General features: G+C 66.6%; 21 protein-coding genes and 1 pseudogene. 10 read left to right on the top strand and 12 right to left on the bottom strand.

The features are described from left to right. Positions 1-212: 212 nt before the first annotated feature. The 3 genes from rutA to M8523_RS32215 all read right to left on the bottom strand — a co-directional run bounded on the left by rutA (position 213) and on the right by M8523_RS32215 (position 2,878). Entirely contained in the window at positions 213-1,298 is a 1,086-nt protein-coding gene (gene rutA / locus M8523_RS32225) for a pyrimidine utilization protein A (protein ID WP_282588939.1), read from the bottom strand. Between the two features lie 66 nt (positions 1,299-1,364). Beyond that, positions 1,365-2,243, bottom strand: coding sequence for an isocitrate lyase/PEP mutase family protein (locus M8523_RS32220; RefSeq protein ID WP_282588938.1), 879 nt, complete (start codon positions 2,241-2,243; stop codon positions 1,365-1,367). Next, entirely contained in the window at positions 2,240-2,878 is a 639-nt protein-coding gene (locus tag M8523_RS32215; RefSeq protein ID WP_282588937.1) for an isochorismatase family protein, read from the bottom strand. Before M8523_RS32215 ends, M8523_RS32220 begins: the two co-directional genes overlap by 4 nt. A 294-nt stretch (positions 2,879-3,172) precedes the next feature. On the opposite strand from M8523_RS32215, the gene M8523_RS32210 reads away from it, so the two are divergent. Continuing rightward, on the top strand, positions 3,173-4,537 hold the full coding sequence (locus tag M8523_RS32210; protein ID WP_282588936.1) for an MmgE/PrpD family protein: 1,365 nt from the start codon (positions 3,173-3,175) through the stop codon (positions 4,535-4,537). 146 nt (positions 4,538-4,683) lie between these two features. Here the strand turns inward: M8523_RS32210 and M8523_RS32205 are convergent, their stop codons facing one another. The 8 genes from M8523_RS32205 to M8523_RS32170 form a co-directional block, all read right to left on the bottom strand. Beyond that, positions 4,684-5,592, bottom strand: a complete 909-nt coding sequence (locus M8523_RS32205; RefSeq protein WP_282588935.1) for an ABC transporter permease — start codon at positions 5,590-5,592, stop codon at positions 4,684-4,686. Further along, entirely contained in the window at positions 5,589-6,617 is a 1,029-nt protein-coding gene (locus M8523_RS32200) for an ABC transporter permease (protein ID WP_282588934.1), read from the bottom strand. Before M8523_RS32200 ends, M8523_RS32205 begins: the two co-directional genes overlap by 4 nt. Positions 6,618-6,677: 60 nt before the next feature. Next, on the bottom strand, positions 6,678-8,387 hold the full coding sequence (locus M8523_RS32195) for an ABC transporter substrate-binding protein (protein ID WP_282588933.1): 1,710 nt from the start codon (positions 8,385-8,387) through the stop codon (positions 6,678-6,680). 44 nt (positions 8,388-8,431) lie between these two features. Further along, positions 8,432-10,084, bottom strand: coding sequence for a GMC family oxidoreductase (locus tag M8523_RS32190; RefSeq protein WP_282588932.1), 1,653 nt, complete (start codon positions 10,082-10,084; stop codon positions 8,432-8,434). Between the two features lie 4 nt (positions 10,085-10,088). Beyond that, on the bottom strand, positions 10,089-11,954 hold the full coding sequence (locus tag M8523_RS32185) for a dipeptide ABC transporter ATP-binding protein (protein WP_282588940.1): 1,866 nt from the start codon (positions 11,952-11,954) through the stop codon (positions 10,089-10,091). A 220-nt stretch (positions 11,955-12,174) separates the two neighbouring features. Further along, positions 12,175-12,936: an SDR family NAD(P)-dependent oxidoreductase gene (locus M8523_RS32180; RefSeq protein ID WP_282588931.1), complete on the bottom strand. Its 762-nt coding sequence runs from the start codon at positions 12,934-12,936 to the stop codon at positions 12,175-12,177. A 4-nt stretch (positions 12,937-12,940) separates the two neighbouring features. Beyond that, positions 12,941-13,375, bottom strand: coding sequence for a hypothetical protein (locus M8523_RS32175; RefSeq protein WP_282588930.1), 435 nt, complete (start codon positions 13,373-13,375; stop codon positions 12,941-12,943). Beyond that, a complete protein-coding gene (locus M8523_RS32170; protein ID WP_282588929.1) occupies positions 13,372-14,985 on the bottom strand; it encodes a GMC family oxidoreductase in 1,614 nt (537 codons plus the stop codon). The genes M8523_RS32175 and M8523_RS32170 overlap by 4 nt, the downstream gene beginning before the upstream one ends. Before the next feature lie 206 nt (positions 14,986-15,191). On the opposite strand from M8523_RS32170, the gene M8523_RS32165 reads away from it, so the two are divergent. Both M8523_RS32165 and M8523_RS32160 read left to right on the top strand, forming a co-directional pair. After that, on the top strand, positions 15,192-15,503 hold the full coding sequence (locus M8523_RS32165) for a RedY/HapK family protein (protein ID WP_282588928.1): 312 nt from the start codon (positions 15,192-15,194) through the stop codon (positions 15,501-15,503). Next, entirely contained in the window at positions 15,503-16,339 is an 837-nt protein-coding gene (locus tag M8523_RS32160; RefSeq protein ID WP_282588927.1) for an SDR family NAD(P)-dependent oxidoreductase, read from the top strand. The genes M8523_RS32165 and M8523_RS32160 overlap by 1 nt, the downstream gene beginning before the upstream one ends. Positions 16,340-16,425: 86 nt before the next feature. Here the strand turns inward: M8523_RS32160 and M8523_RS32155 are convergent. Then, positions 16,426-17,109 (bottom strand): annotated as a pseudogene (locus M8523_RS32155) (alcohol dehydrogenase catalytic domain-containing protein). A gap of 254 nt (positions 17,110-17,363) precedes the next feature. Here M8523_RS32155 and M8523_RS32150 point away from each other — a divergent pair. The 7 genes from M8523_RS32150 to M8523_RS32120 all read left to right on the top strand — a co-directional run bounded on the left by M8523_RS32150 (position 17,364) and on the right by M8523_RS32120 (position 24,957). After that, positions 17,364-18,488: a sugar ABC transporter substrate-binding protein gene (locus M8523_RS32150; protein WP_282588926.1), complete on the top strand. Its 1,125-nt coding sequence runs from the start codon at positions 17,364-17,366 to the stop codon at positions 18,486-18,488. A gap of 1 nt (position 18,489) precedes the next feature. Beyond that, positions 18,490-20,076 (top strand): sugar ABC transporter ATP-binding protein, encoded by a 1,587-nt coding sequence (locus M8523_RS32145; protein ID WP_282588925.1) that lies wholly within the window; start codon positions 18,490-18,492, stop codon positions 20,074-20,076. Further along, positions 20,048-21,052, top strand: coding sequence for an ABC transporter permease (locus M8523_RS32140; protein ID WP_282588924.1), 1,005 nt, complete (start codon positions 20,048-20,050; stop codon positions 21,050-21,052). The genes M8523_RS32145 and M8523_RS32140 overlap by 29 nt, the downstream gene beginning before the upstream one ends. A gap of 80 nt (positions 21,053-21,132) precedes the next feature. Beyond that, positions 21,133-22,194 carry a LacI family DNA-binding transcriptional regulator gene (locus tag M8523_RS32135; RefSeq protein ID WP_282588923.1) on the top strand — a complete coding sequence of 354 codons (1,062 nt, stop codon included), beginning with the start codon at positions 21,133-21,135 and terminating at the stop codon, positions 22,192-22,194. A 129-nt stretch (positions 22,195-22,323) separates the two neighbouring features. After that, positions 22,324-23,754, top strand: a complete 1,431-nt coding sequence (gene leuC / locus M8523_RS32130; protein WP_282588922.1) for a 3-isopropylmalate dehydratase large subunit — start codon at positions 22,324-22,326, stop codon at positions 23,752-23,754. Continuing rightward, complete coding sequence (gene leuD / locus M8523_RS32125) at positions 23,751-24,407, top strand: 3-isopropylmalate dehydratase small subunit (protein ID WP_282588921.1); 657 nt, start codon at positions 23,751-23,753, stop codon at positions 24,405-24,407. Before leuC ends, leuD begins: the two co-directional genes overlap by 4 nt. A 181-nt stretch (positions 24,408-24,588) precedes the next feature. Further along, positions 24,589-24,957 carry a hypothetical protein gene (locus M8523_RS32120; protein ID WP_282588920.1) on the top strand — a complete coding sequence of 123 codons (369 nt, stop codon included), beginning with the start codon at positions 24,589-24,591 and terminating at the stop codon, positions 24,955-24,957. Positions 24,958-25,785 lie beyond the last annotated feature (828 nt).

The following is a 25,785-nucleotide window of genomic DNA, read 5'->3' as shown; positions in this document are numbered from 1 at the left end:
CCTTGGGCGGCTTACCGACGCCGGCTATGAGCCAAGACGCGCGACCGGAGCCGGCCGGCGTCCGTAACCCTTCACCATCAGGTCATTCCAGGGCGCAACCGCAGCGCCCGAATCCAGACGTTCGCTCGGCGTGGTCTGCCAACCGGAGCGCTAGGCTATGACAGTGCTCCTCGCTCCGGCCTCTTGCGCATTCGCTACTCTCCATCGCACTCCTACGGCGCAGTCACGACTCCAGCCTGGGCACGAGACCGCATCAGGGGCTGGATACGCTGGCCAAATTCGTCCATGCCGATGATGAAGTCGTCGAATGTCAGCATGATGCCCTTGCAGCCTTCGACACCCTCCATCTGGTCTAGCATGGCCGCGACGCTGGCATAGGAGCCGACGATCGTGCCGATGTTCATGTTCACGGCGCCTTCCGGCAGGTTGATCCGCGCGGCCGTGCTGTCGGTATCGGAGTTCGTATCCTTGGAACCCTGGTCGGCCATCCACCACAGCGCCCCCACGTCGGCACCGTCGCGATATCGCTTCCACTTAGCCTGGGCATGCTCGTCGGTCTCTTCGGCGATGACCATGAACAGCACGTAGGCGCCGACGTCACGGCCCGTCCTGGCGGCCGCTGCGACCAGCTTCTGACAGGTCTCGGCGCAGGCGGTGGGCGTGTTGATGCCGATACCGAGCACGAAATTGTAGTCCGCATATTCGGCTGCGAAGTCCATGCCCCGGCCGCTCTGCCCGGCCGCCACGATCTTGATCGGGTTCGTCGGCACGGGCTTCATGGCGCAGTCCGTCATGGTGAAATGCTGGCCCTTGAAGTTGGACACACCGTCGGCCCACAACTCCTTCATAACAGCCACGTATTCCGAAGAATAATCATAGCGGTAGCCGAAATAAGCATCGCCCGGCCACAGCCCCATCTGGGCGTATTCGGCGCTCTGCCAGCCCGATACGATGTTGATGCCGAAGCGGCCGTTTGAGATCGAATCGATCGTTGTCGCCATGCGGGCCACGAGGGCCGGCGGCAGCGTGAGCACGGCGGTCGAGGCGAAGAGCCTGATCTTGGTCGTGACGGCGGCCAGCGCCGCCATCAGAGTAAAGCTCTCGAGATTGTAGTCCCAGAACTCGGTCTTGCCGCCGAAGCCGTGTAATTTGATCATCGACAGGGCAAAGTCGAGCCCATATGCCTCTGCCTTTTGCACCACCTGCTTGTTGAGCTCAAAGCTTGGCTTATACTGCGGCGAGGTTTCCGAGATCAGCCAGCCGTTGTTGCCGATCGGAATAAATACTCCCATGTCCATGCGTGCGGTCTCCCCTTCAAATTAACGATGCGCCTCAGCCTCGCAGCATGGGCAACTCTCGGGCCATCAAGCGTTGTCGGGCGTTCCGCGCGCCCATTTGCGCTCGAAGGCCCAGACATCGTCGAAGCCGATCAGGTGGTTGAACGCGCCGAAGTTGAACAGCGGAACGTCGGGCGACTCGCTGGTGCCGGTCGCCTTGAACATGGTCAGCGCGGATTCCACCGCGGCTGCGGCTGCGAGGCCCGTCATGGAGGGATAGATTGCCATGGCGTAGCCCATGGCCTTCAGCTCCGCGGCGCTGCGGATGGGGGTCTTGCCGCCATCGGCCATGTTGGCCATCACGGGCTTGTTGAGGCGGCGGCAGGACTCGCGCATCTCCGCCTCGCTCTCCATGGCCTCCGGGAACACAATGTCGGCCCCGGCCTCGGCATAGGCCTCGGCGCGCCGCATGGCGCCCTCGAACCCATCCGTCTGGCGCGCGTCCGTGCGGGCGATGATGAGGGTTTCGGGGTTGCGGCGGGCCGCGCAGGCGACCCTGATCTTCTCGACCATGTCGAGGGTCGGCACCACGCGCTTGAACGGCGTGTGACCGCATTTCTTGGGAAATTCCTGGTCCTCGATCTGGATCGCCACCACGCCGGCCTCTTCGTAGCCGCGCACGGTGTGGTGCACGTTGAGAAGACCGCCGTAGCCCGTGTCCGCGTCGGCGATCACGCTGGCATCGACCGTGCGGACCAGCGTCGCCACCCTGTCAAGCATCTGCGTGTAGGTGGCGATGCCTGCGTCGGGCAGGCCGAAGGCCGAGGCCGTCATCCAGAAGCCGGACGCATAGGCGAAGTCGAGCCCGACCTTGTTGCTGATCACGGCCGTGATCATGTCGTGGATGCCCGGCGCGGCCACGAACTCGCCCTGGGCCAGGGCCTGCTTGAGGCTACGCTTGCTCATCGGGTCTGGGTCCTGGTCTCGAGATAGGCGATGGCGTCCGCCTCGCCGACCACGTCGGCATATTTGGCGTCCATGTCGAAGAGATTGGCTTCGTGCGGCGCCGGATGTCGGTCGCCGCACGCGTCCCGCACCACGATCGGAATGAAGCCGTGCGAGCAGGTGTCGACGCAGGTGGCGCGCACGCAGCCGCTGGTGGTCAGGCCGGTGAGGATCAGCGTGTCGATCCCCCAGGTCGTCAGCGTCGAGGCGAGCGAGGTGCCGAAGAAGGCGCTGGGATATTGCTTGCTGACGACGAGTTCGTCGTCAGCGACCTCGAGGCCCTTCGGCCAGGCCCCCATCGGGCTGCCGCATAAGAAGCTTTTGAGGGGTTTGGCCTTCTGGTAGAAGCGGCCGCCGTCGAGCGCCAGCGGGTGGTAGACTACATTGGTGTAGATGACCGGCACCTTAGCGATGCGCGCCGCGGCCCGCACCCGCAGGGCGCTCGCGAGCGCCGCGTCGACACCGGCATAGAGCGAACAGCTCCGGTCGAAATAGGCTTCGACGAAATCGATCAGGATCAGGGCGGGACGCTGGCCGTAGCCGATCCGATTGTCGTAAGCGCGCTTGTAATTGTCCGAAAGTTCGTCCTGGCTCACACCCGGTCTCCCGCCCGCTCCCGCATGGACGAAGGCTACCATTCCTGCATGCGCATGCAAGTCGAAAGTCCGAGGGTGACGAGGACCGTCCGGCAGGCTCTTGAGGCGCTCGGGCGAGGTGCATGATGGGCGCGCGATGGCTAAAGATTTCAGCCGATCTGCAGGCACGTTCTTCCTTAAGGAGAGAAGGGAAACTCCGCCGGACGGGACCTAGCAGCCGCTGCAATTGACAGGCCCACCCTGCCCACGCACTAATGCATAGGTAGTCATGCCAATGATCCGGGAGTATTGCCGATGCCGGTCGCCAGCGAACGCTTCGCCCACCATGTGGTCTCCACTCGCTACGAGTCGCTGCCCGGAGACCCGATCGAGCACGCCAAGGTGTTCATCCTCGACAGCCTCGGTGTCGGCATCTCGGGATCGACCGCGGATGGGGCCGAGCCGCTGCTGCGCGCCGCCTCGCGCTGGGGCTCCGGCGAAGAGGCGCTGGTGTGGGGCACGGGCCGTCGCGCGCCGGCTACCACCGCGGCGCTCGTCAACGCGTTCCAGATCCATTGCCAGGAGTTCGACTGCGTGCACGAGGGCGCGGTGCTGCATCCCATGGCGACGCTGCTGCCGGCCGCGCTCGCATATGCGGAGCGCGCCGGCGGAATCTCGGGCCGCGAACTGCTGGTCGCGGTAGCGACCGGGGTCGATGTCTCGACCACTCTCGGCGTGGCCTCCAAGGCGCCGCTGGTGTTCTTCCGCCCGGCCACGGCCGGCGGGTTCGGCGCAGCCGCGGCAGTCGGCCGGCTGGCCGGCCTCAGCGAACGGCAGATGGTGCACGGTTTCGGCATCCAGTACGCGCAGACGAGCGGCACCATGCAGCCCCATGTCGAAGGCAGCGTCGTGCTGCCCATGCAGGTCGCGTTCAACGCGCGCGCCGCGGTGCAGAGCTGCGACATGGTTGCGGCCGGCATCCCCGGGCCGATCGACACCTTCGAGGGCCCGTTCGGCTACATGCGGGTGATGGAAGGCCAGTGGGATCTCGAGCCGGGCCTCACGAAACTCGGCCGCGAATGGCAGATCTCGCAGGTCAGCCACAAGCCGTTTCCCTCGGGCCGCGCCGGCAACGGGCTGATCGAGGGCATGATGCGCTTCATCGCGGAACGCCCCTTCGCCAAGGACGCGATCGAGTCCATCGTGGTGAGCGGGCCGCCGCTCATCAACCGGCTCTGCGCCCGACCCGACCTGCCCGCCCCCAACGGCAACTATGCCCGGCTCTGTGCGGCCTTCATCGGCGCCAAGGTGCTGCAGAACGACCGCATCGGGCTCGAACACTACCGGGGGGAGGAACTGACCGACGCGCGGACGCACGAGCTCGCAAGACTGTTCTCCATGCAGGTCGACGACAATCCCGATCCGAACGCGCTGGTGCCGCACGAGGTGGTGATCAGGGCCAAGGATGGCGCCGAGTGGCGCTGGCTCTGTGAGGCCATGCTGGCGAGCCCCTCGCGGCGGCTCAGCCGCGAGCAGCACCTCGCCAAGTTCCGCACCTGCTGCACCTTCGCGGCGAAACCGCTGGCCAACGCAACGGTGGACCGCCTGATCGCCGCTGTGGACGGGCTTGAGACGATGACGGACGTGCGCGACCTCGTCGCGATCCTGGCGGACCAATAGGCCAGCCGCAGCGTAGACTGGAGAACTAGCACCCTCGTCATTGCGAGCGGAGCGAAGCAACCGAGGGGAGACGCGCACCGCCCCTGGGTTGCTCCGTCGCTATGCTTCTCGGAATGACGACCGCGTGTTCAGGCGTGGAACGGCCCTTAGCTCCGGTAGGCGCGTTCCAGCACATCGCCAAGCGCCGCGAAGCTGAACACGGTCAGCGAGATGGCGATGCCCGGGAACACCGAGGGCCACCACTGACCGAGCATGATGCCGCTGGCACCGTTCGAAATCATCAGGCCCCATTCGGGGGTGGGCGGTCGCACGCCGGCCCCCACAAAGGAGAGGCCGGCCGTCAGCAGGATGGCGAAGCCGATGGTGACGGAGGATTGTACCAGCGTGGGGCCGAGCGAGTTCGGCAGCACATGCCTGATGGCGATCGCCACCTCACTTGAGCCCAGCGCCCGCGATGCTTCCACCATGCCGCGTGCGCCCTGGGTCATCACCTCGGCCCGCATCAGCCGCACGTAGATGGGCGAATAGAGCACGGCCAGCGCCGCCACGATGTTGACGGTGGACTGGCCGGCGAGCGCCACCAGGATCATAGCCGAGATGAAGACCGGGAAGGACTGCAGCACATCCGACACCCGCATCAGGGTCTCGGTGCCCCAGTTGCGGAAATAGCCGGCGAGCAGGCCGGCCGGCACGCCAATGAGCAGCGCGAAACCGTTTGCCAACACGGCGATCGAGAGGTCGGTGCGCGGCGCCGAGATGACGCGCGAGAACACGTCGAGCCCCGAGGCGTCAGTGCCGAACCAGTGGACGGGCGTACCCGCCCCCGACAGCGCGGCCCAGAGTAGACCCGGCCAAGCCGAGAGGTTGGGTGGTGGCAGGAAGGGCTCGGCATCGGCGACCGTCGGGTCGAAGGGAGAGATCGACGGCCCGATCACGGCCAGCAGCAGGATCGCGAGCACGACGAGGCCGGCCACGATGGTCAGGCCATGGCCGCGCAGCCGGCGGAGCCTCGGAACCGTGGCCTCGCGGATGAGTGTGAAGTCGGCGCTGCTCATGAGCGGGCCACCCTGGGATCGATGACGGCATAGACGAGATCGAGCACCAGGTAGATGCCGAGCGAGATGCTGGTGATGACCAGCACCACGCCCTGGATGGCCGGGTAGTCGAAAGCCAGCACCGCCCGTACCGCATATTGGCCGATGCCGCCAAGCGAGAACACGGTCTCGACCAGCACGGCGCCGCCCAGCATCACGCCGTAGAGAATGCCGACCAGCGTCAACGCGGGTGCGAGCGCGATGCGAAAGGCGTAGCGGGTCACGGTCGACTCGCGCAGGCCGGCCGCGCGGGCGTAGAGCACGAAATCCGAGCCGAGCGCCCGCACCATATTCTGCCGCACCATCTTGATGATCGGGCCGGACAGGATAAACACCAGCGTGAGCGTCGGCAGCGCTAAGTGCCACAGTACGTCGAGGAACACGTCGAACTCGCCCCGCAGCAGGCTGTCGAGGAGGATGAAGCCGGTGATGGGTTCGGACGGCATGTCCATCGGATTGACGAGCCCCAGCGGCGCGGGCGCGATGCCGAGCTTGAAGAAGAACACGAAGATGAACATCAGACCCCACCAGAACTCCGGCTGGGAGCCGCCGAACAACCCGTAGACGAAGACGCCGCGGTCGAAGGCGCCGCCCGGCCGGCTCGCGCCCGCGATGCCGACCGGCACCGCGATGAGCAGCGTGATGATGAAGCTCAGCGTGAGGAGCTGGATCGTCACAGGCAGGGTCTGGCCAATCTCCGTCAGGACGGATCCGTTGGTGACCCAAGACACGCCGAGGTGACCTTCGAGTAACCCGCCGCCGCGCCCGTCGAGGCCGAAATATTGCAGGAACTGGGTGAGCAGCGGCTGGTCGAGGCCAAGCGAGTGGGAGGCTTGCGCGTAGGCCTCCTTGGAGGCGTTCAGTCCGACCAGCCGGGCCACGGGGTCGGCCGGCATCAGCCGGATGAGGAAGAAGACCACAACCACGAGCCCGAGCAGTTGCACGATGCTGACCGCGACGCGGCGTCCGATGTAGCGAAGCAGCATGGGGGCTCCCGCGGCGTGAGGGGAACGCCGGGTGCGGCGTCCCCGGTGGAGATGTCGGCCTCAGTTCTTGAGGTCGTAGAAGCGCGGCGAGTTGTCGGTGACCCAGGTCAGGCCGTTGACCTTATCGGACAGGCCGAACTGCGTCTTGAACTCGACCACGGGCAGCCAGGCGACATCGCGCATCAGGATGTTCTGCATGTCGGCGAGCTCCTTGTTGCGCGCCGCCGGGTCGCCCTCGATCTTGGCCTTGACCCACAGGGCATCGAGCTCGGGGTTGGCGTAGTTCATCATGTTGTTGATGCCGCCCGCCTCCTTGGAGACGAAGAACAGCTTCATGGCATAGCCGGCGTCCACGCCGATCGGCTTCTCCTGGTCGTTCACCGCGAAGCCGAGGTCCTTCTTGACGATCTGCCGGTCGCCGTACTGGGTCTGCGGAATGGGATCGAGCGTCACTGGAATGTTCAGAGCGCGCAACGCGGTGCTTATGGCGTTGACGACCGGGCCGAGGGTCGCCTCCTTCTCGCTCACGTAGCTGAGCTTGAAGGCGTCCTTGTAGGCGTCGAGCCCCTTGCCGTCCGGAAAGCCCGCCTCGGCGAGCAGTGCCTTAGCCTTGGCGAGGTCGGTCGAATAGGGCTGCGCCTGTTTGACGAAGCCCGGATAGGACGACGGGATGACGCCTTCCCACTGTTTGGCCTGGCCCGAATAACCCACCTGCACAATGCGCTCATACGGGATCGCATAGGCGATCGCCTGGCGCAGCTTGATGTTGTCGAAGGGCTTGGTCTTGAAGTTCATAACCACAAAGAGACCTTCGTTGCCGAGCACGCCCTCGACCTTGACCCCCTTGGCATCCTTAAGGCTGTCGTACTGGTGGGCGTTAAGGCCCTGCACCATCTGGGCCTGCCCGGTGCGTAGCGTGACGAGCCGGTTGGCGGCCTCCGGCACCTTCTTGACCACGACATGGTCGTAAAAGGCCTTGCCGCGATAGTAGTTCGGATTCGCCCGGTAGCTGATCTGGCTGTCCTTGACCCAGCGTTCCAGGCAATAGGCGCCGAACGATGGCAGGTTCACGTTGTTGGCATAGTCATGCGACCACGGGTCCGCGGCGGTCGCATGCTTCTGCATCTCCTTGGCATCGAACACACCCTGCGAGATCGTCACCGCCATGTTGACGAAGTAGAGCGGGTTGACCTCGGTCTGCTGCACCACGACCGTGTAGTCGTCGATCTTCTTGATGCCGTCGCCCAGCTTCTTGGCGGCATCGGCCACCGCCTTGTCGGTGCTGAACACGTCGTTGGTGAAGCCCTTGATCGAGCCCATGTTGAGCAGGAACCAGGCATTCGGCACAGCACCGCTCGTGGAGAGCGCGCGGCCATAGGTATAGATCAGGTCGTCGGCGGTGAATTCGTTGCCGGCGCAGCTCTTTACGCCCTTGCGCAGATGCAGCGTCCAGGTCAGCGCCTTGGGGTCGTAGTCCCAAGCCTCGAGCAGGCGGCCGCGCGGCTTGGAGAAGTCGGGCAGCACGAAGCCGCTGTCGTTCGGTCCCTTGGGCTCGTAGTCGATCAGCGGCTCCAGCATCTGCACCATGCCCTCCTGCGTGGTGGGCAGCGCAATGGAGGGCCCGTCGGGATCGAGGCCGGAGGGGACATCCTCGGCGAGCAGAAGGAGATCGGCGGCCCGTGCCGCGCCTGTCGCCCCCGCGACGAGACAGGACAGCGAGCCCAAGCCGATCAGCAACGTTCGGGCAGCCCGGCGTGAATGCGATGCCATTGTGTGTCCTCCAGAACAGAAACCGGAAACGATGCCGCGCGCCGTCATGCGGCAGCCGATCGGGCGGGTGCGAGGCCGGGGGTTGCCGGTTCCTCGGCGCGCGGGCGAGGCGGGCGGCCGAGCATCATGTCGGCGGCCTTCTCGGCGATCATCATGGTGGGGACGCTGGTGTTGCCGCCGATCATGGCCGGCATCACCGAGGCGTCGACGACGCGCAAGCTCTCGATGCCGCGCAGCTTCAAAGCCCCGTCGACCACGGAGGCATCGTCGGTACCCATCCGGCAGGTGCCGACCGGATGGAACGTAGTGCCGGACGTGTCGCGGATCCAGGTGTCGATGGCGACATCGCTCGTCACCGACGGCCCGGGCGCGATCTCGCGGCCCCGGTAGGCATCGAGCGGCGCCTGTTCCACGAGGCGGCGGATGAGCCGGACGCCGTCGCGCATCGCCGCGATGTCGGCGTCGTCCGAAAGGTAGCCGGGCACGATGACCGGCGGCTCCGCCGGGTCGCGCGACCGGATGGCGAGATGGCCGCGGCTTTTCGGCCGCAGCAGGTAGAAATTGGTGAGGAAGCCGTGCCGGCGCTGGCCGGCGCGGGTCGCGGCGAGCGACAGGCCTGGCACGAAGGTGACGTGGATGTCCGGAATGTCGAGCTCCGGCCGGGTGCGCAGGAAGCCGCCCGCCTCGAGCGGTACCGCGGCCCCGACCCCCGTGCCAAACAGCAGCGCCTGAAGAACCGCTCGCACGGCCACGTCGGGCCGGAACACCCGGTAAAGCGTCACCGGCTGCAGGCATTGCCAGTGCAGGTACACGCCGAGGTGATCCTGCAGGTTGCGCCCGACCTCCGGCACGTGCCGCACCACGTCGATGCCGAGGCTGTTGAGGAGCGCCGCGTCGCCGATGCCCGAGCGTTGCAGCAGGGCCGGCGAGTTAATGGCGCCGCCGCAGAGCGCCACCTCGCACCGCGCCTTCACCACATGGGTCTCGCCGCCCGCCCGATAGGTAACGCCGGTGCAGCGGCCGTTCTCGATCGTCAGCGCGCTCACCTCCGCGCCGGTGACGATCTCGAGGTTGGGCCGGTGCGCGATCGGGCTCAGGAAGGCGGTCGCAGCCGTGACGCGCCGGCCCCGCTCGATGTTGAAATCGTAGAAGCCGAGGCCCTCCTGCTCGGGGCCGTTGTGGTCGTGGTTCTCGGGGAAGCCGGCCACCTTGGCGGCCTCGAGCCAGGGCCGATAGAGCGGATTGGCGCCGCGCGCCGTCTCAGTCGGGAGCTCGCCCGAGCGACCGTGGTAGAAGTCGTCCTCGGGATGCGAGAGGTTGCGCTCAAAGGCCTTGAAATAGGGCAGCAGGTCGGCGTAGCCCCAGCCGGTGAGGCCCTGCTGGCGCCAGTCGTCGTAGTCGCGGCGATGGCCGCGCATGTACATCATGCCGTTGATGGTGGAGGAGCCGCCCAGCACCTTGCCGCGTGGCCAGACGAGCGAGCGCCCGTTGAGGCCCGGGTCTGGCTCGGTGCGATAGTTCCAGTTGATCGACTTGAGGTAGTAGACGAGCCCGGCCAGCAGCGGCACGCGGGTGAGCGGATTGCGGTCCGGGCCGCCCGCCTCCAGCAGCACGACCTTGATCGAGGGATCGGCCGACAGCCGGTTCGCGAGCAGGCAACCGGCGCTGCCGGCCCCGACCACCACGATGTCGGCCATGCGCTCAGGCATCGTGCACCAGTGGGATGTCGGAGCCGCCAAGCTCGTCCGCGAGGACCCGCCAGCAGCGCAGCATCCGCCCATCGGCGGCGCGCACCAGCTTCTGCGGCTCTGTCGCGCAGCGCTCGACGGCATGCGGGCAGCGGCTCTGCAGATAGCAGCCCTTCGGCAGGTCGATGGGGCTCGGGATCTCGCCCGCGAGGCGCTCCTGCACGGCGCGGTCGACCCGGCGCTCCTCGGGGTGCGGGTCGAGATGGGAGGCGAGCAAGGCGCGCGTATAGGGGTGTTGCGGATCACGGAACACCTGCTCGGTGGTGCCGACCTCCACGACTTGGCTCAGATACATGACAGCGATGCGGTGGCAGATCTGGCTGACGGTCGTGAGATCATGGGAGATGAACAGAAACGACACGCCGAGTTCGGCCTGCAGGCGAAGCAGAAGCTCGACCAGGCTGGTGCGGGCCGCCGGCGCCAACACCGATGTTGGCTCGTCGAGCACAATGAAATCCGGCGCGCAGGCGAGCGCGCGGGCAATGTTGATGCGTTGCAGCGCGCCCGAGCCGAGATCGCGTGGCCGCAGCGCGGCGACCGTCTTCGGCAAGTCGACTTGTGCCAGCAGTTCCTCGACCCGTTTGGCCCGGCCCGCGCCCGAGAGGTCCGTGTGCAGCTTGAGGGGTTCGCTCAGGGTCTGGAGGATCGACCAGCGCGGATCGAGGCTGTCGTAGGGGTCCTGCAGCACGATCTGTAGCTTCGAGCGGATGCGGCGCATGCCGGTCTTGCCGAGCGTGTTCAGGGGTTCGCCGCGATAGAGCACCCGTCCCTCGCTCGGCTCGATCAGGCGGAGCAGACAACGCCCCACTGTGGTCTTGCCGGACCCGCTTTCGCCGACGAGGCCTAGCGTTTCGCCGGCGGCGATGTCGAAACTGACATCGCTGACGGCCTGCACGCGCTTGGTGCTGCCCGGCACGGGGAAGAAGCGGCTGACGTGATCGACTGCGAGCACGGGGGCAGCCTGGTCGTCCTCGCCCGGCGTCGCCAGCGTCTTCGCCTTATTGCCCGCGCCGAGCAGCGAGCGACGCGGCGCCCGGCGGTAGGCGGCGGCCGTCATGTCCTCGACGATGCGGCCCTCGCGCATCACCAGCACCCGGTCGCAGTAGTTCGCCACGATGCCTGTCTCCTGCGTGATCAGCAGGACCGAAGAATGGGTGCGGCGGGTGGATTGCCACATTTGGTCGAGCAGCTGGGCCTGGATCGTGACATCGAGGCCGCTCGTCGGTTCGTCGGCGATGAGCAGTTCGGGCGTGGAGCTCAGCGCGATTGCGATCAGCACCCGCTGCGCCATGCCGCCCGACAATTCGTGCGCGAAGGCTTCGGTGCGCCGCTTCGGATCGTTGATGCCGACGAGCTTCAACATCTCGACCGCATGCTCTTCGGCGCGGGTCGCCGAACCAGCGTTGTGGGCTCGCCAGACGTTGCCAATCTGTCGCCCGACCCGCAGCATGGGGTTCAGCGCCCCGCGCGGGTTCTGCACGATCAGGCCGATATGCTTGCCGCGGATCTCGCGCTGCCGCGCAGCCGGCATGGTCAGCAGATCCTGGCCCTTGAACGCCACGCGGCCCGCGCTGATGCGGCCGGGTGGGCGGGCGAGCCCGAGCAGGGCATAGGCCGCCGTCGACTTGCCACAGCCGCTCTCCCCGAGCAATCCCACGAATTCGCCGCGCCTGATCGTGAGATCAAAGCCCGCCACGATGGGCGGGGGGGCGCCGTAGCCGACGGTTAGTCCAGAAGCCTCGAGGATCGCCGGTGCAAGGTCCGCCTCGCGGGACTGGCCCGCCGAGGCCGGCGCTTGCCGGGTCGCGTCGAGCGGCATCGTCACCGCTTTGGGCTCCGGTGCTGCAGTCGGATCGGAGACGGGGATTGTGCCATGCAGTCCAGGTGTTCGCCATAATTATGCAAGCGTATGCAAAAAGAGTGTCACGCCGATTTGGTCCAAGCAAGTCCAAAATAACGGCGAGAAACTAGGAATTTGCCGCTCAGATGAGCGTAGATTGCCATATGATTGCATGCGCATTCATCAGAGCTGCGATAGCCTAGGTCGGGAATTCGGCGCCGTTCATGGCGATGGTCTGGCCGCTGATGTAGTCGGCCTCGTCGCTGGCGAGCCACGAAACCGTGGCGGCCACGTCGGCCGGCGTGCCGAAGCGGCCCCATGGCACGCTCGCGGCGAAATCCGCCACCACCTGCTCGGGCGTCTTGCCCGTCACCCTGGCGAACCCCTGCGAGATGCCGCCCCAGAAGGGCGTTTCGATATGGCCCGGCGCATAGGCGTTGACCCGGATGCGATGCGGCGCGAGTTCGACCGACATCGCCTGGGTCAGCATGATGATGGCGGATTTCGAGGCGCAGTAGTGAGCGATGTTCGCCACGCCCTTGCGGCCGGCGCCCGACGACGCATTGATGATGCTGCCGCCCTGCCCCTGCGCGATCATCTGCCGGGCAGCCGCGCGGGCGCCCAGAAAGACGCTGTGGATGTTGGTGTCGACCACGCGGCGCCATTCGGCGAAGTCCATGTCGGCGACCGGGCCGATGCCGATCACGCCGGCATTGTTGACCGCGATGTCGAGCCGCCCGAAGGCCTCGACCGTCTTGTCCACGGCGTCCTGCATATCGGCCTCCTGCGTGGCGTCGCCGCTTAGCACCAAAGGGCTGCCTTCGAGCACGTCCAGAGGAGCTTGCAAATCGACGATCGCCACGTTGGCGCCATCGACCAGGAAGCGCCGGGCGATGCCGAGGCCGATGCCGCTGGCCCCGCCGGTGACCAGGACGGTCTTGCCGCTGTGTCGCAAGGGCATGGGCTCAGCTCCGTTCGGGGGTGGGGCGATAGCTCGGCGGACGGGATGCCGGCACGGCGAGCATGGCCGGGTCGAAGGGGGGCAGGTCGTAGCCTTCGGGCTGCGGCGGCCGGGCCGCGTAGCCGCTGGTGCGCTCCACGACCTCAAGCACCGCCGGGGTCGAGTAGTAACCGCTATACGCCGCCACGACGAAGCGGCCGAACAGCGTCGGCTCGGCACGCTCCAGCGCCGCCATGGCCTCGATCCGTGCCGCCGCATCAAGGTCGGCGAAGCCGTCGTCGAGCCGCGCTGCCGCGGCCAGGGCCGGCTCGGCTAGGCCTGGATGGTCGAGCAGTCGCGTGGCGAGTCCCACTGTCGAGGCGACCGGGAAGGTCGCGTCGCCCGGCAGCAGCACGTCGAGCGCGGCCGAGAGCAGGCGTTGCGGCAAGGGGCCGGTCACGCCGCGACCCCCACGGATCGCCGATCCCGGAGCAACGCGTCGGCCGCATAGAGTGCGACGGCCTGGATGGTCGGGGTCGGGTTCAGCGCCGCGGCGGTGACGAAGACCGAGCCGTCCACCACCATCAGGTTCGGGACGTCGTGGCTCCGGCAGAACCGGTCCACCACGCTGGTCGAGGGGTCGTCCCCCATCTTGGCCGTGCCGAGCAGGTGGAAGCCCGCATAGGCGACGAGGTCCTCGGCGATGACGTCGCTGGCCCCCGCCTCGCGGAAAGCCCGCGTGGCGCTGCCGATGCCATGCTGGATCATGTCCTTGGTGTTCTGGTCGAGGCTATAGATCATCTTGGGCGCGGGAATGCCCCAGGCGTCCTTGAGCGTGTCCGACAGCACGACCCGGTTCTCGGGTCGCGGCAGGTCCTCGGTGGTGACGGTCAGGCTCGCCGTGTGGTTGAACACGCGCCGGAACGCCGCGTGATGCCCGGCGCCCCAGGGCAGGCGCGGTTGGTAGCCGCCCACCGCCGTGCCGACGGGGCCGTTGCTGCGCACGAGCTGCATCTGGTAGCCGCGCACGAAGCCGCGCGACAGGTCCGTCTCATAGAACTGCTGGCTCTTAATAGAGGTCGCGTAGGGGCCCTTGTAGCCCTCGATCGGCTCGTCGAAGACCCCCGTCACCATGCCGGTCGGGTGGTGCATCAGGTTGCGACCGACGAGGCCCGAGCTGTTGGCAATGCCGTTCGGCGCGCGGGCCGAGCGGCTGAGGTGCAGCAGGCGGGCCGTGCCGAGGCCGTTGGCGGCCAGGATAACCACGGCGGCGCGATGCCGCCTCGCCTGCCCGGCGGCGTCGTAATAGGCGACCCCGGTAGCGCGGCCGAGCCTATCCGTCTCGATCTCAAATACGCGCGCGTTGGTGACGAGCCGGACGCCGGCCGCGAGCGCCAGGGGCCAGTAGGTGATGTCGGCGCTCGCCCGCGCCTTGACCGGACAGCCGACGTCGCAAGGTCCGCAATTGTTGCAGGCGCCGCGGCCCTCGCCGTAGGGTCGGGAATTGATCGCCACATCCGACACCCACCAGTGCCAGCCGAGCCGGTCGAAGGCAGCCGCCACGCGGTCGGCACCCCTAAAGGCGCTGATCGGCGCCATGGGGCGAGGCTCGCGCGGCGGATTGCCGGGGTCGCCGTTGAGGCCGGCCACGCCGACGATGCGGTCGTTCTCCTCGTAGTAGGCGGCCAGATCCTCGTAGGCGATCGGCCAGTCGTCGGCGACGCCGTCGAGGGTCTTCACCTTGAAGTCGGAGGGGCGGAAGCGCGGGAAATGCGCGCCCCACAGGATGGTGGAGCCGCCGACCGCGTTGTAGAGGAGCGGCTTGATGGCCGCTTCCGTGTCGTCGACCGGATAGTCGACCGGAGCGCGGCGGATGTTCGGGCTGGCGTGGTGGGTCGTCTGCCGGGCCAGTTCCCAGTCGGTACGCAGGCTCGGCACGTCCGCGTAGGACACCCAGTCGCCCTGCTCCAGGCAGGTGACCTTCAGGCCTGCCTGGGCGAGGCGCCACGCTGCGGCGGCCCCGCTCGCCCCCGCCCCGACGATGACGACATCGTCCTGCGGCCCGCTCACGCGGCCCCCGACCGATCGCGATGCTGCGCCATTATGCAAGCCTCCGGTCTCGCTGTGTCCGACACATCGAAGACGTCGAGCATCCACGGAAAAACGACCCTGTCAACGCGTGGATGCGAATTCATCGAACCCGCTTGACAGGCATATTGCTTAGCGCTCTGCTCGGGTGATTGCGTATGCAATTCTCCTGTCGATGGACAGTCCTCATGACGAGAATTTTCGTGCTGTTCAATCTGAAACCCGGCGTCGCGAAGGCCGACTACGAGGCCTGGGCGCTCGCCACCGACGTGCCGATCGTGCGCGACCTGCCCTCCATCGCGGGGTTCAACGTATTCGAAACGACCGGGGTGCTCGGCAGCGAGGCCAAGCCGCCCTACGACTACATCGAGGTGGTCGACGTGAAGGACATGGACCAATTCGGCCACGACATTGCGCAGGAGACGATGCAGCGTGTCGCGGCCGAGTTCCGCACCTTCGGCGATGCCGTGTTCCTCACCTCGCGCCCGGTGGGCGGCTGATGCCCGGCCCGCTGCAGGGCCGCGTCGCCCTCGTCACCGGGGCGGGACGCCCCGGCGGCCTGGGTCAGGCCATCGCGTCGAGGCTCGCCCAGGATGGGGCCGCCGTGATGCTGCACGACCGCGGGTCGACGAGCGGCAGCATCGCGCCCGCGCACGGGGTCGGCACCAGCGATGATCTCGCGGGCGTGGCCCGGCTGATCGCGGACGCGGGCGGCACCGTCGAGACCGTCACGGGCGACCTGATGGCCGAGACCGCGATCGAGGCCATCGTGGCCGCGACCGTCGCGCGGTTCGGCCGGCTCGACATCCTCGTGAACAATGCCGGCATCGGCTACCTGTTCGGACCTCTGGTTGACGTGAAGGCCGAAGATCTCGACGCCGTGCTCGGCGTGAACCTCCGGGCGGTCGTGCTCGCGACCAAGTTCGCGGCCCGGCAGATGATCGCGCAGGGCGGCGGCGGGCGGATCATCAACATCGCCTCGCAGGCCGGCAAGTCGGGCTTCGCGCTCGCCACCGCCTATGTGGCGTCTAAGCACGGCGTCGTGGGGTTCACCCGTGCGGCGGCGCTGGAACTCGGCACCCACGGCATCACGGTCAATGCGATCTGCCCCAATCACGTCACGACCGGGCTCGGCGCCTGGCAGAACGACTTCGTGTCGAAGGCACGCGGCCAGAGCGTCGACGACTATCTGGCCGACATGCGTGCCCGCATCCCGCTCGGCCGCGTCGGCAAGCCCGACGACACGGCGGCGGCGGCGGCCTTCCTGTGCTCGGACCAAGCCGCCTACATCACGGCCGAGTCCATGAACGTCTCGGGCGGCGAGGAATACCATTGACCGTCTGGTCGTCATGCGTGGGCTCATCCTAGAAAAGCCCGCGCATGACGGCCGGTGAGTGACTTGAGTGCTCCCGATCGACGGGCTCAGTCGAAAAGCACCACCTGCCGGATGGCGGTGCCGTCGTGCAGGCGGTCGAAGCCCTCCATGATCGCGTCGAGGCGCAGCCGGTGCGTGAGCAGCCGGTCGACCGGCAGGCGGCCGCTGTGGAAAAGCGAGATCTAGCGCGGCAGATAACGGCGCGGCACGCAGGAGCCGATGTAGGAGCGCTTCACGGTGCGCTCCTCTGCCACCAGGCTGACAGACTGGATCGACAGCTTGCGGTCGGGGTGGGGCAGGCCCGCCGTCAATGTTGTGCCGCCGCGCGCCGTCGCCGCGTAGGCGAGCTCCAGCGCCGGCACGGCGCCCACCATCTCGAAGAAGAACTCGGCCCCATTGGCGACGGCGACCGGTTCGCACAGCGCCGGCCGTCCGATGACGCAGGGCAGGCAGTGGCCGCAGCTCGGCACGAACAGCAGCACGACGTGGTCGCCGACCGCCAGATCCGCCACCCCTCGACGACGCCGGCAGCCTCGTGGCCAAGCACTATCGGCATGGGGCGCGGGCGGCTGCCGTGGATGACGGACAGGTTCGAGTGGCAGAGCCCCGCCGCCTTGGCGCGGACCAGCACCTCGCCCCGGCCAGGTCCACCGCCTGGAGGACAGCGGCCGCGTCTTGCGATAGGGATGCGCGAGTCCGGTCTGGCGCAGCAGCGAGGCTTGGATATGCATCGAAATCCCATCACTCCTCGACGGCGAGGCTATGGTAGACTACGTATTCAAATGTTTGGTGGGTCGTGAGGACGTGTCATGCGAAGGGTGCGGTGCGACTATCCTCAGATTTCATACAGCGCTGGCGCACTCGCCCTGAATTTCGATCCGGTGGCTCAAGGCGTCGATTGACAGCCGAGGCTACGCCAAGCCATTCTCTGCATGCGCATTCTATGCATCCGAATGAGTATGAGCGGCGCGCAGGAGACACCCCCATGGGACGGAACTCGACACGGTCGTGGCTCGGCGGGGCGGTCACGCTGTCGCTTTTGGCGCTCTCAGGTCAGGCGCGGGCCGATGCGGCGAGCGACGGAATCGCACGCGCCAATGCGGTCGTCGACCAGCACCGTAAGGCGCCCGAGTACAAGCCGGCGGGCGACGCCTTCGACATCCGGGCGGTCGCCAAAGGCAAATCGATGCTGTCGATCCCGAACACCAGCTCCAACCAGTTCCTCAAGGGCATCATCACGCGTGAGATCGCGGTCGGCAAGGAGATCGGTCTCGACGCCCGCGAGTGGGAGAACCAGGGTCAGCCGAGCCAGTGGCTGCAGGGCATCGACTACGCCATCAGCAAGAAGATCGACATCGTGGACCTGATCTCGGGCGTCAACCCGGCCGTGATCGAGCCGCAGCTCGGCGCGGCCAAGGAGGCCGGCGTGAAGGTCTTCACGTCGCATTTCTACGATCCCTCGCAGCCCGCGAACCCACTACTGGCCGGCGATCTGCCGGTGAGCTTTTACGGGGCGGGCGTCATCCTCGGGAACTGGACGATCGCCAAGACAGGCGGCGACGCCCATGTCGTGATCGTCAAGACCGAGGAGGTGCCCCCGACCGGGCCGCTCGTTAAGGGCATCCGCGACGCGCTCAACCAGAACTGCCCGAAATGCACCATCGTGCAGGAGATCAACGCCGGCATCACCGAATGGGGCACGAAGATTCAGCCCGCCGTGCAGGCCGCGCTCATCGCCAATCCCACGGTCAACTACGTCATCCCGATCTACGACAGCATGAGCCAGTTCGTCGTGCCGGCCGTGAGCCTCAGCGGCAAGGAGGACAGCGTCAAGATCGCGACCTACAATGGGACGCCTTTCGTGCTCGACTTCATCCGCGACGGCAAGGTCGAGATGGACATCGGCGAGAGCCTCGACTGGATCGCCCGGGCGACGATCGACGGCTACCTGCGCAAGGTCGCCGGCCTGCCCATGCCGAAGGACATCGGCGTGCCCTTCCTGATCTTCGACGCATCCAACGTCGCGAGCGCTGGCGTCCCGGCCGTGCCGAACGCGGGCTACGGCGATGCCTACGTCAAGGGCTTCAACCAGACCTGGAAGATCAACTGACATGAGCCAGGGCGGCCCGGCAGGCGGCACCGCCCGTCTCGCCGCGCGCGAGGATGCCGCGCCCGCCCTGCTTGTTTCCGACATCAGCAAGACCTTCGGCGGCGCCCGCGCCCTCAAGGGGGTCACGTTCAGCGTGCGACCGGGGGAGGTGCATGGCCTTCTCGGCCAGAACGGCTCGGGCAAGTCGACCTTCGTGAAGATCCTCTCGGGCTTCCATGCGCCCGACCCGGGTGGCCAGATCAGCGTCTTCGGACGCGTGCTCGATCTGCCCATGCGGGCGGGCCGGTTCCGCGACTACCGCATCGCCTTCGTGCACCAGAACCTCGGCCTCGTGCCGTCGCTGTCGGTGCTCGAGAACCTGCGCGTCGCCTCCATCACGGCACGACGCGCCGGCATCGACTGGCGCCACGAGCGCAAGGCCGCTCAGGCGGCGCTCGACCGCTTCGGCATCCGGATCGATCTGCGCGAGCGGGTCGCCGCGATCTCGCAGGTCGACCGCGCCTTGCTGGCGATCGTGCGCGCCTCCGACGATCTCGGAGGCGACGGCACCCAGGCGCCCGGCATCCTGGTGCTCGACGAGCCCACGCCGTTCCTGCCCAAGGAAGGCGTCGACCGGCTGTTCGGCCTCGTGCGCCAGGTGGTGGCGCGAGGCACCAGCGTCATCTTCATCTCGCACGACATCGACGAGGTGCGCGACATCACCGACCGCGCCACCATATTGCGCGATGGCGCGGTCAGCACCACGCTCGACACGGCCTCTGCCTCGCACGACGACTTCGTCGAGGGCATCGTCGGCCGCCGCATCGCGCGCCAGACCGTCCCGCGGCCGGCCGTTTCCGCGCGAGCGGTGCGGGCCTCGGTCCGGGCGCTGGCCGAGCCGGGCCTGGCCCTGCCACGCATGGACCTTCACGAAGGCGAGATCGTCGGCATGACGGGCCTCATCGGCTCGGGCTACGAACGCGTGCCCTACCTGCTGTTCGGCGCCACCCAGGCGACCAGCGGGACGCTGGAGCTCGACGGCGAGTCGATCGAGCTCAGCCGCACGACGCCGAAGGCCTCTGTCCGGCGCGGCATGGCGCTGCTGCCGGCTGACCGGCCGAAGGCGAGCGGCGTAGGCAGCCTGTCGGTGGCCGAGAACATGATGGTGCTCGATCTCGGCCGCTTCATGGGCCCGGCCGGGCTGCGCCGCGCCGCCATGACGCGGCGCACGAGCGAGCTCGCCGGCACATTTGAGATCAGGCCCAACAGCCCCGGCCTGCGGCTCGGGGCGCTCAGCGGCGGCAACGCCCAGAAGGTGCTGCTCGCCAAATGGCTGATCCGCAATCCGAAGCTTCTGATGCTCGACGAGCCGACGCAAGGGGTCGATGTGGGCACGCGCCAGCAGGTGTTCGGCATCATCCGCAAGACGGCGGCCGACGGGGCCAGCGTGCTCTGCGCCAGTTCGGACTTCGAGCAATTGGCCGAGCTGTGCCATCGCGTGCTGATCTTCGTGCGCGGCAGGGTCGCCCACGAGCTGACGGGCGACGACATCAGCAAGGAGCATATTGCGGAGCGTTGCTATGGCCCGGCCCGACATGACCTCCACTGAGGCAGCGCCCACCCGGCCCTTCAACCTCGGCCGTTTCGTCGAGCGCTTCGCGCTGCTCGGCGTCTGGAGCGTCATCATCGGCATCTTCGGCGTGCTGCTGCCGGGCATCTTCCTCAGCTGGGCGAATTTCTCCATTCTATTCGCCACCCAGGCACCGGCCGCCATCCTGGCGCTCGCGCTCATCATCCCGTTGACGGCGGGAGACTACGACCTCTCGGTCGGCGCCACCCTGACGCTGTCGGCCGTGACAGTGGGAGTGCTCAACGCGCTCCACCACATCCCGGTCGGCCTCGTGGTGCCGATCGCCATCGGGGTCGGCATCCTGGTCGGCTTCGCCAACGCCTTCTTCATCGTCTACGTGCGCATTCCCTCGCTCGTGGTAACGCTCGGCACCACCTCGATCATTACCGGGCTGGTGCAGTGGATCACCAATTCGTCGACCATCGGGGGCATCTCGCCGAGCCTGATCGCCTGGGTGGGACGCGGCCGACTGTTCGGCATCTCCTACTCGTTCTACTACGTCCTGATCCTCGCCACGCTGATCTGGGTGATCTTCGAATATACGCCGCTCGGGCGCCGCATGCTGTTCGTGGGGCGCGGCCGCGAGGTGGCGCGTCTCTCCGGCATCGATGTCGACCGGGTGCGCACCGGCTGCCTCGTGGCGTCTGGCGCACTCGCCGCGCTGGCCGGCGTCGTCTATGCGGGCCTGCTCGGCGCCGCCGATCCGTTCTCCGGCCTCAACTTCCTGCTGCCGGCCTTCGCGGCGGCGTATCTCGGCGCCACCGCCATCATGCCGGGGCGCTTTAACGCCTGGGGCGCAGTCGTGGCGGTGTACTTCCTGTCGACCGGCATCACCGGCCTCACTATGTTGGGCATCCCGCTCTGGGTGACCAACGTGTTCAACGGCGGCGCGCTGGTGCTGGCCGTCACGGTCTCGCAGTTCGCCCGTGGCCGCGAGGATACCGATATCGCCTGACCCTGGCCCTGGTCGCCGGCGCGACACCACGCCCGTCGACGGCCGCCGGCCCAAACTGTAGGTATTCGATTGATTGAATCATGGGTGCGATGAAGAAGATTGGAACCCGGGTAACCTCGTTCGATGTGGCGGCGCTGGCCGGTGTCTCACAATCGGTCGTGTCCCGGGCCTTCACCCCCGGCACCTCCATCGCGGTGGCGACGCGGGACAAGGTGCTCCAGGCCGCGCACAAGCTGAACTACGTGCCGAACTCGATCGCCAGCAGCCTGACCACGAACCGCACCAACATCGTGGCCATCGTGCTCGGCGACCTCGACAATCCGTTCTATGTGCAGGTTTTCAAGGAGTTTAGCCAGCGCCTGCAGGAGCGCGGCCGCCAGGTGCTCAGCTTCACCCTGCCCTCCACCGGAGATACGGACGACGCCATCCGCCAGGTGCTGCGCTACCAGGTCGACGGCCTGATCCTGACCTCGGCGCAGCTGTCGACCCGCATGATCAGCTTCTGCCAGGACCGCGGCATCCGGGTGGTGACGTTCAACCGCTACATCCCGATGAGCGACATCCCGAGCGTGCGCTGCGACAACGTGGGCGGCGCGCGCCTGCTGGCCGAGCACCTGCTCGACGCGGGCGCTCGATCCTTCGCCATGATCACCGGCGACCCGAAGGGCACGACCAGCCAGGATCGCTCGCGCGGCTTCGTCGAGCGGCTGCTGGAGGCGGGTGTCCGGCGGGCCGATATCCTGTCGTTCCCCGGCCATGCCTGCCACGCCGGGGGCGCGGACGCCGTGCGCCGGCTCGTCGAGCAGGTGGGCGACAAGCTCCCCGACGCCATTTTCGGCATCAACGACGCCATGGCGATGGGCGCCATGGACGCGCTTCGTTTCAGCTATGGCAAGTCCATTCCGGGCGACGTCATGGTGGTGGGGTTCGACGGCGTGCCCGAGGCCGGCCAGATCAACTACCGGCTGACGACCATGCGCCAGCCCCTCGTCGCCATGGTGGAGGCGACCCTGCACGCTCTCGGGATCGACCCCGAGGACGGGATCGTCGCCACACCGGAGCCGGATGCGCCGCTGGCAACCGAATTTGTCTGGCGCGACACCGTACGGACCTCGCCTGACCATCACGAACAAAAGCTTTGAATACGCATTCTACTGTCGTTAATCTCGCACAAGCAGCGTTGAGAGGCTCCGTCATGTTCGCGTGAGGACGTGGAAGCCGGAGCGCCCCGACGTGCTACCGATCGACCATTGCATAGGCTTGCACACGCCATGACGGATGCGGAGCGCAGTTCCCGGACGATGTACGACAAGGTCTGGGCCCGCCATGTCGTAAAGACATACGACGATGGCACCTCCCTGCTGTACGTCGACCGCCACCTGGTGCAGGAGGTGTCGAGCCCGCAGGCCTTTGCCGGCCTTCGTGACGCCGGAAGGACCTTGCGGCGGCCCGACGCCCATGTGGCGGTGGCCGATCACGCGGTGTCGACCAAGGTGCGGGGCGCCGTGTCGCTCGGTTCCGGCCTCGCGGCCAAGCAGGTGGCGCGGCTCGCCGACAACGCGGAGCGGTTCGGCATCCCTTATGTGCCAACCTTCGACAGGCGGCACGGCATCGTGCATGTGATCGGGCCGGAGCTCGGCTTCACGCTGCCCGGCGCCGTGCTGGTGTGCGGGGACAGCCATACCTGCACGCACGGCGCCTTCGGGGCGCTCGCCTTCGGTATCGGGGCGAGCGAGTGCGAAAGCGTGTTCGCGACCCAGACCCTGCGGCAGGCCAAGCAGAAGCGCCTGCGCGTGTGGCTCGACGGCGCGCTGCCGCCGGGCCTGCAGGTTAAGGACGTGATCCTGGCCGTCATCGCCGCCATCGGGGCCGGCGGCGGCACGGGATACGCCATGGAATTCGCGGGCTCGCTCATCCCGACCCTGTCGATGGAACAGCGCATGACGATGTGCAACATGGCGATCGAGGCGGGCAGCCGTGTCGCCATGATCGCCCCCGACGCCACCACCTTCGCCTATCTGAAGAATCGTCCGCTCGCCCCGAAGGGCGCGGAGTGGGGGGCCGCCGTCGCGCATTGGACCGGTCTCGCGAGCGACGCCGACGCGGTGTTCGACCGCGAGGCGCATATTGACGTGGCGGCACTCACCCCCATCGTGTCCTGGGGCACCTCGCCCGAGGAGTGCGGTCCCGTCACGGGCCTCGTGCCCGATCCGGCCGTCGAGCCTGAACCCTCCCGTCGCGCTAGGATGCAGCGCAGCCTCGACTATATGGCACTGACCCCCGGCATGCCGCTAGCCGGCATCGCGATCGACCGCGTCTTCATCGGCTCCTGCACCAATGGGCGGATTGAGGACCTGCGCAGCGCCGCAGCGGTGGTGGCCGGGCGGCATGTGGCCGAAAGTGTGCGGGCCATCGTGGTGCCGGGGTCGGCCTCGGTGCGCCTGATGGCCGAAGCGGAGGGGCTCGACCAAGTGTTTCAGGCGGCGGGCTTCGAATGGCGCCACGCCGGATGCTCACTCTGCGTCGCCATGAACGACGACAGGCTCTTGGCCGGCGAGCGCTGCGCCTCGACGTCCAATCGCAATTTCGAAGGCCGCCAGGGTGTCGGCGCCCGCACCCACCTGATGAGCCCCGCCATGGCGGCCGCCGCGGCGGTTACCGGGCACCTCTGCGATGTGCGCACGATCGAGGCAAGCGCGTGACCCCTTTCAAGGAGCTGACCAGCGTCGCCGCCCCGGTCGAGGGCGCCGACATTAACACCGACATCATCTTCCCGGCCCGCTTCCTGCTGTTGCCCGAGAAGAAGGGGCTCGGCGAGCAGCTATTCCACGAAAAGCGGGTCAACGCGCCCAGCAATCAGCCCTTCGTGCTCGACTACGCGCCCTACAATACTGCCCGCATCATGGTGGCGGGCCGCAACTTCGGCTGCGGCTCAAGCCGGGAGCAAGCCGTCTGGGCGCTGGCCGATTTCGGCATCCGATGCGTCATCGCGCCGAGTTTCGGAGAAATTTTCTACAACAACTGCTTCAAGAACGGGGTGCTGCCGCTCGTCGAGACGGGCGAGCGCTATGCCGAACTGCTGGCAGCCGCGAGCGCGGCGGAGCCGATCACCATCGACCTCCTGGGCGAACGCCTCGTGCTGGTATCCGGCAAGGTGCTTCCGGTTCAGGTTGACCCGTTCCGCCGTGCGGCTCTGCTGGCCGGCCTCGACGAGATCGGCTCGATCCTGGCCACCGACCACGCCGATATCGAGGCCTTCGAACAGAGCCAGCGGCACTCAGAGCCCTGGCTCTATCTCGGGCCCGAGAAGCTCGCCTGCTTTGCCGACCTGCAGGACGAGGTCGTTGTCGACTAAGGAGGGCGAAGTAGCGGAGGGAAGCGCGAGGGCCGCTGCTCGCGTCGTCTCCCCTGCGCAAATTCGTGCTCTGATCAGTCCTAAACTGGTAGTCTCGACGAGGTCATCACACTGCGTCGATGCCGCAACGGCGCTTCCAGCATAGTAGTAGCGGCCGTTGGTACTGAAGTCGGACATGTCTGTGCCCGCATCGGGCCTTTCTGCCGGTCCGTTTCTGTCTCAGGAAGCCAAAATCCCCCGGCAGGTTGGCTCCGCCGCATTCAGCGCAGCCCTCGAATGCAAGAGCAACGACGGTGAAAACGCGCGTTCAAGGGCGCTTGCCCGTTTAGAGAACGATGGATCGACCGCCATCGACCATTGCTGCAAGATCGTGGACCAGCAGCCCTACGTCGCCTTCTTTGTGCTGCCCGCGCCAAACCAGCCGTTCTCCTATCGGCCAACCTCGCCCGTTCGCGGCCAATCAGCTTCAGCCAAAGCAGACCTCCCTGGCATCGTCGTGTCGGCAGGTGTCACGCGAACTCGGCTGACGGTCTCTGGCTGCGGTCAGTGACGATCACGAGCCAACACTCGAATCTGGCCGGTAGCGGCCGTCAGTCGCCTCAATCGGTGAGACATGGCAGTTCGGAAGCCGTGCAGCCTCGCACGTACGTCGCGCGACCTCGGGCCTCGCCGAAGTCAACAGACTGATGACCAAAGCTTTCTAAGCTTCTCGCCGGGTTCCTCTTCGGAGACGATCAGCGGCGGGACCCCATGCTAATCCACAGGGCTGGTCTCGCATCTCGCGCTGTTGCTCGATAAGCCGCCACTAGTCTGCTTTTGCAGCGATGTCGGCTTGCCCTCTCGTCGATACACCCTCCCAGGCGTGTTCTGGACTGACGTGACATCGCTTGGAAGAAATGTCTCAGATAAGGGCATTTATGAGAGACTTTGGAATTAAGCCAGCTTATGTTGAACACGCTCGTATCTGCGGGTCGAACCAACTCCGTGTGACAGACAGATCACGAGTTCCAGCGTTGGCATCGACACAAAAGAAGACCGGCCAATGTCGCTCAAAGCGACAAGTAATTTGACCCACGGGAGAGAGACTATGGCACGCAAAAATAGCATTTTCGCGCGTTGTGAATCTATTACGGCCTTGCTTGCTGCTGCTGCAATTGTCAGTGGAAGCGCTGCGCATGCGGCAGACACCTACGCAAATGTAAAAATTCTAGTTCTATATCCTTTTTTAGGAGACCAATCGTATCTTCGGGAATATAATTCATCGATTGCGACTGCCCTTAAATATCCGGGTGCGAAGATAACGTAATTACCCAGGCCCTTGCCACGCAAGGAAATCGCTGATTCCCTTAGCGAATGAGCCGATTCGATCTTGAGCGTT

Source organism: Lichenifustis flavocetrariae (assembly GCF_026130545.1).
GTDB classification, from domain to species: domain Bacteria; phylum Pseudomonadota; class Alphaproteobacteria; order Rhizobiales; family Beijerinckiaceae; genus Lichenihabitans; species Lichenihabitans flavocetrariae.
Note: the sequence above shows the minus strand (reverse complement) of the source record. Positions and strands in the feature narration are given on the sequence as shown.

What these genes read in the sequence shown, in the direction of transcription:
- M8523_RS32210 (WP_282588936.1), top strand. Translation starts at nt 3,173, where the DNA reads ATGCCGGTCGCCAGCGAACGCTTCGCCCACCATGTGGTCTCCACTCGC.
- M8523_RS32200 (WP_282588934.1), bottom strand. Translation starts at nt 6,617, where the DNA reads ATGCTGCTTCGCTACATCGGACGCCGCGTCGCGGTCAGCATCGTGCAA.
- rutA (WP_282588939.1), bottom strand. Translation starts at nt 1,298, where the DNA reads ATGGACATGGGAGTATTTATTCCGATCGGCAACAACGGCTGGCTGATC.
- leuC (WP_282588922.1), top strand. Translation starts at nt 22,324, where the DNA reads ATGACGGATGCGGAGCGCAGTTCCCGGACGATGTACGACAAGGTCTGG.
- M8523_RS32140 (WP_282588924.1), top strand. Translation starts at nt 20,048, where the DNA reads ATGGCCCGGCCCGACATGACCTCCACTGAGGCAGCGCCCACCCGGCCC.
- M8523_RS32135 (WP_282588923.1), top strand. Translation starts at nt 21,133, where the DNA reads ATGGGTGCGATGAAGAAGATTGGAACCCGGGTAACCTCGTTCGATGTG.
- M8523_RS32150 (WP_282588926.1), top strand. Translation starts at nt 17,364, where the DNA reads ATGGGACGGAACTCGACACGGTCGTGGCTCGGCGGGGCGGTCACGCTG.
- M8523_RS32195 (WP_282588933.1), bottom strand. Translation starts at nt 8,387, where the DNA reads ATGGCATCGCATTCACGCCGGGCTGCCCGAACGTTGCTGATCGGCTTG.
- M8523_RS32160 (WP_282588927.1), top strand. Translation starts at nt 15,503, where the DNA reads ATGCCCGGCCCGCTGCAGGGCCGCGTCGCCCTCGTCACCGGGGCGGGA.
- M8523_RS32190 (WP_282588932.1), bottom strand. Translation starts at nt 10,084, where the DNA reads ATGGCCGACATCGTGGTGGTCGGGGCCGGCAGCGCCGGTTGCCTGCTC.
- M8523_RS32185 (WP_282588940.1), bottom strand. Translation starts at nt 11,954, where the DNA reads ATGCCGCTCGACGCGACCCGGCAAGCGCCGGCCTCGGCGGGCCAGTCC.
- M8523_RS32220 (WP_282588938.1), bottom strand. Translation starts at nt 2,243, where the DNA reads ATGAGCAAGCGTAGCCTCAAGCAGGCCCTGGCCCAGGGCGAGTTCGTG.
- M8523_RS32205 (WP_282588935.1), bottom strand. Translation starts at nt 5,592, where the DNA reads ATGAGCAGCGCCGACTTCACACTCATCCGCGAGGCCACGGTTCCGAGG.
- M8523_RS32165 (WP_282588928.1), top strand. Translation starts at nt 15,192, where the DNA reads ATGACGAGAATTTTCGTGCTGTTCAATCTGAAACCCGGCGTCGCGAAG.
- M8523_RS32180 (WP_282588931.1), bottom strand. Translation starts at nt 12,936, where the DNA reads ATGCCCTTGCGACACAGCGGCAAGACCGTCCTGGTCACCGGCGGGGCC.
- M8523_RS32145 (WP_282588925.1), top strand. Translation starts at nt 18,490, where the DNA reads ATGAGCCAGGGCGGCCCGGCAGGCGGCACCGCCCGTCTCGCCGCGCGC.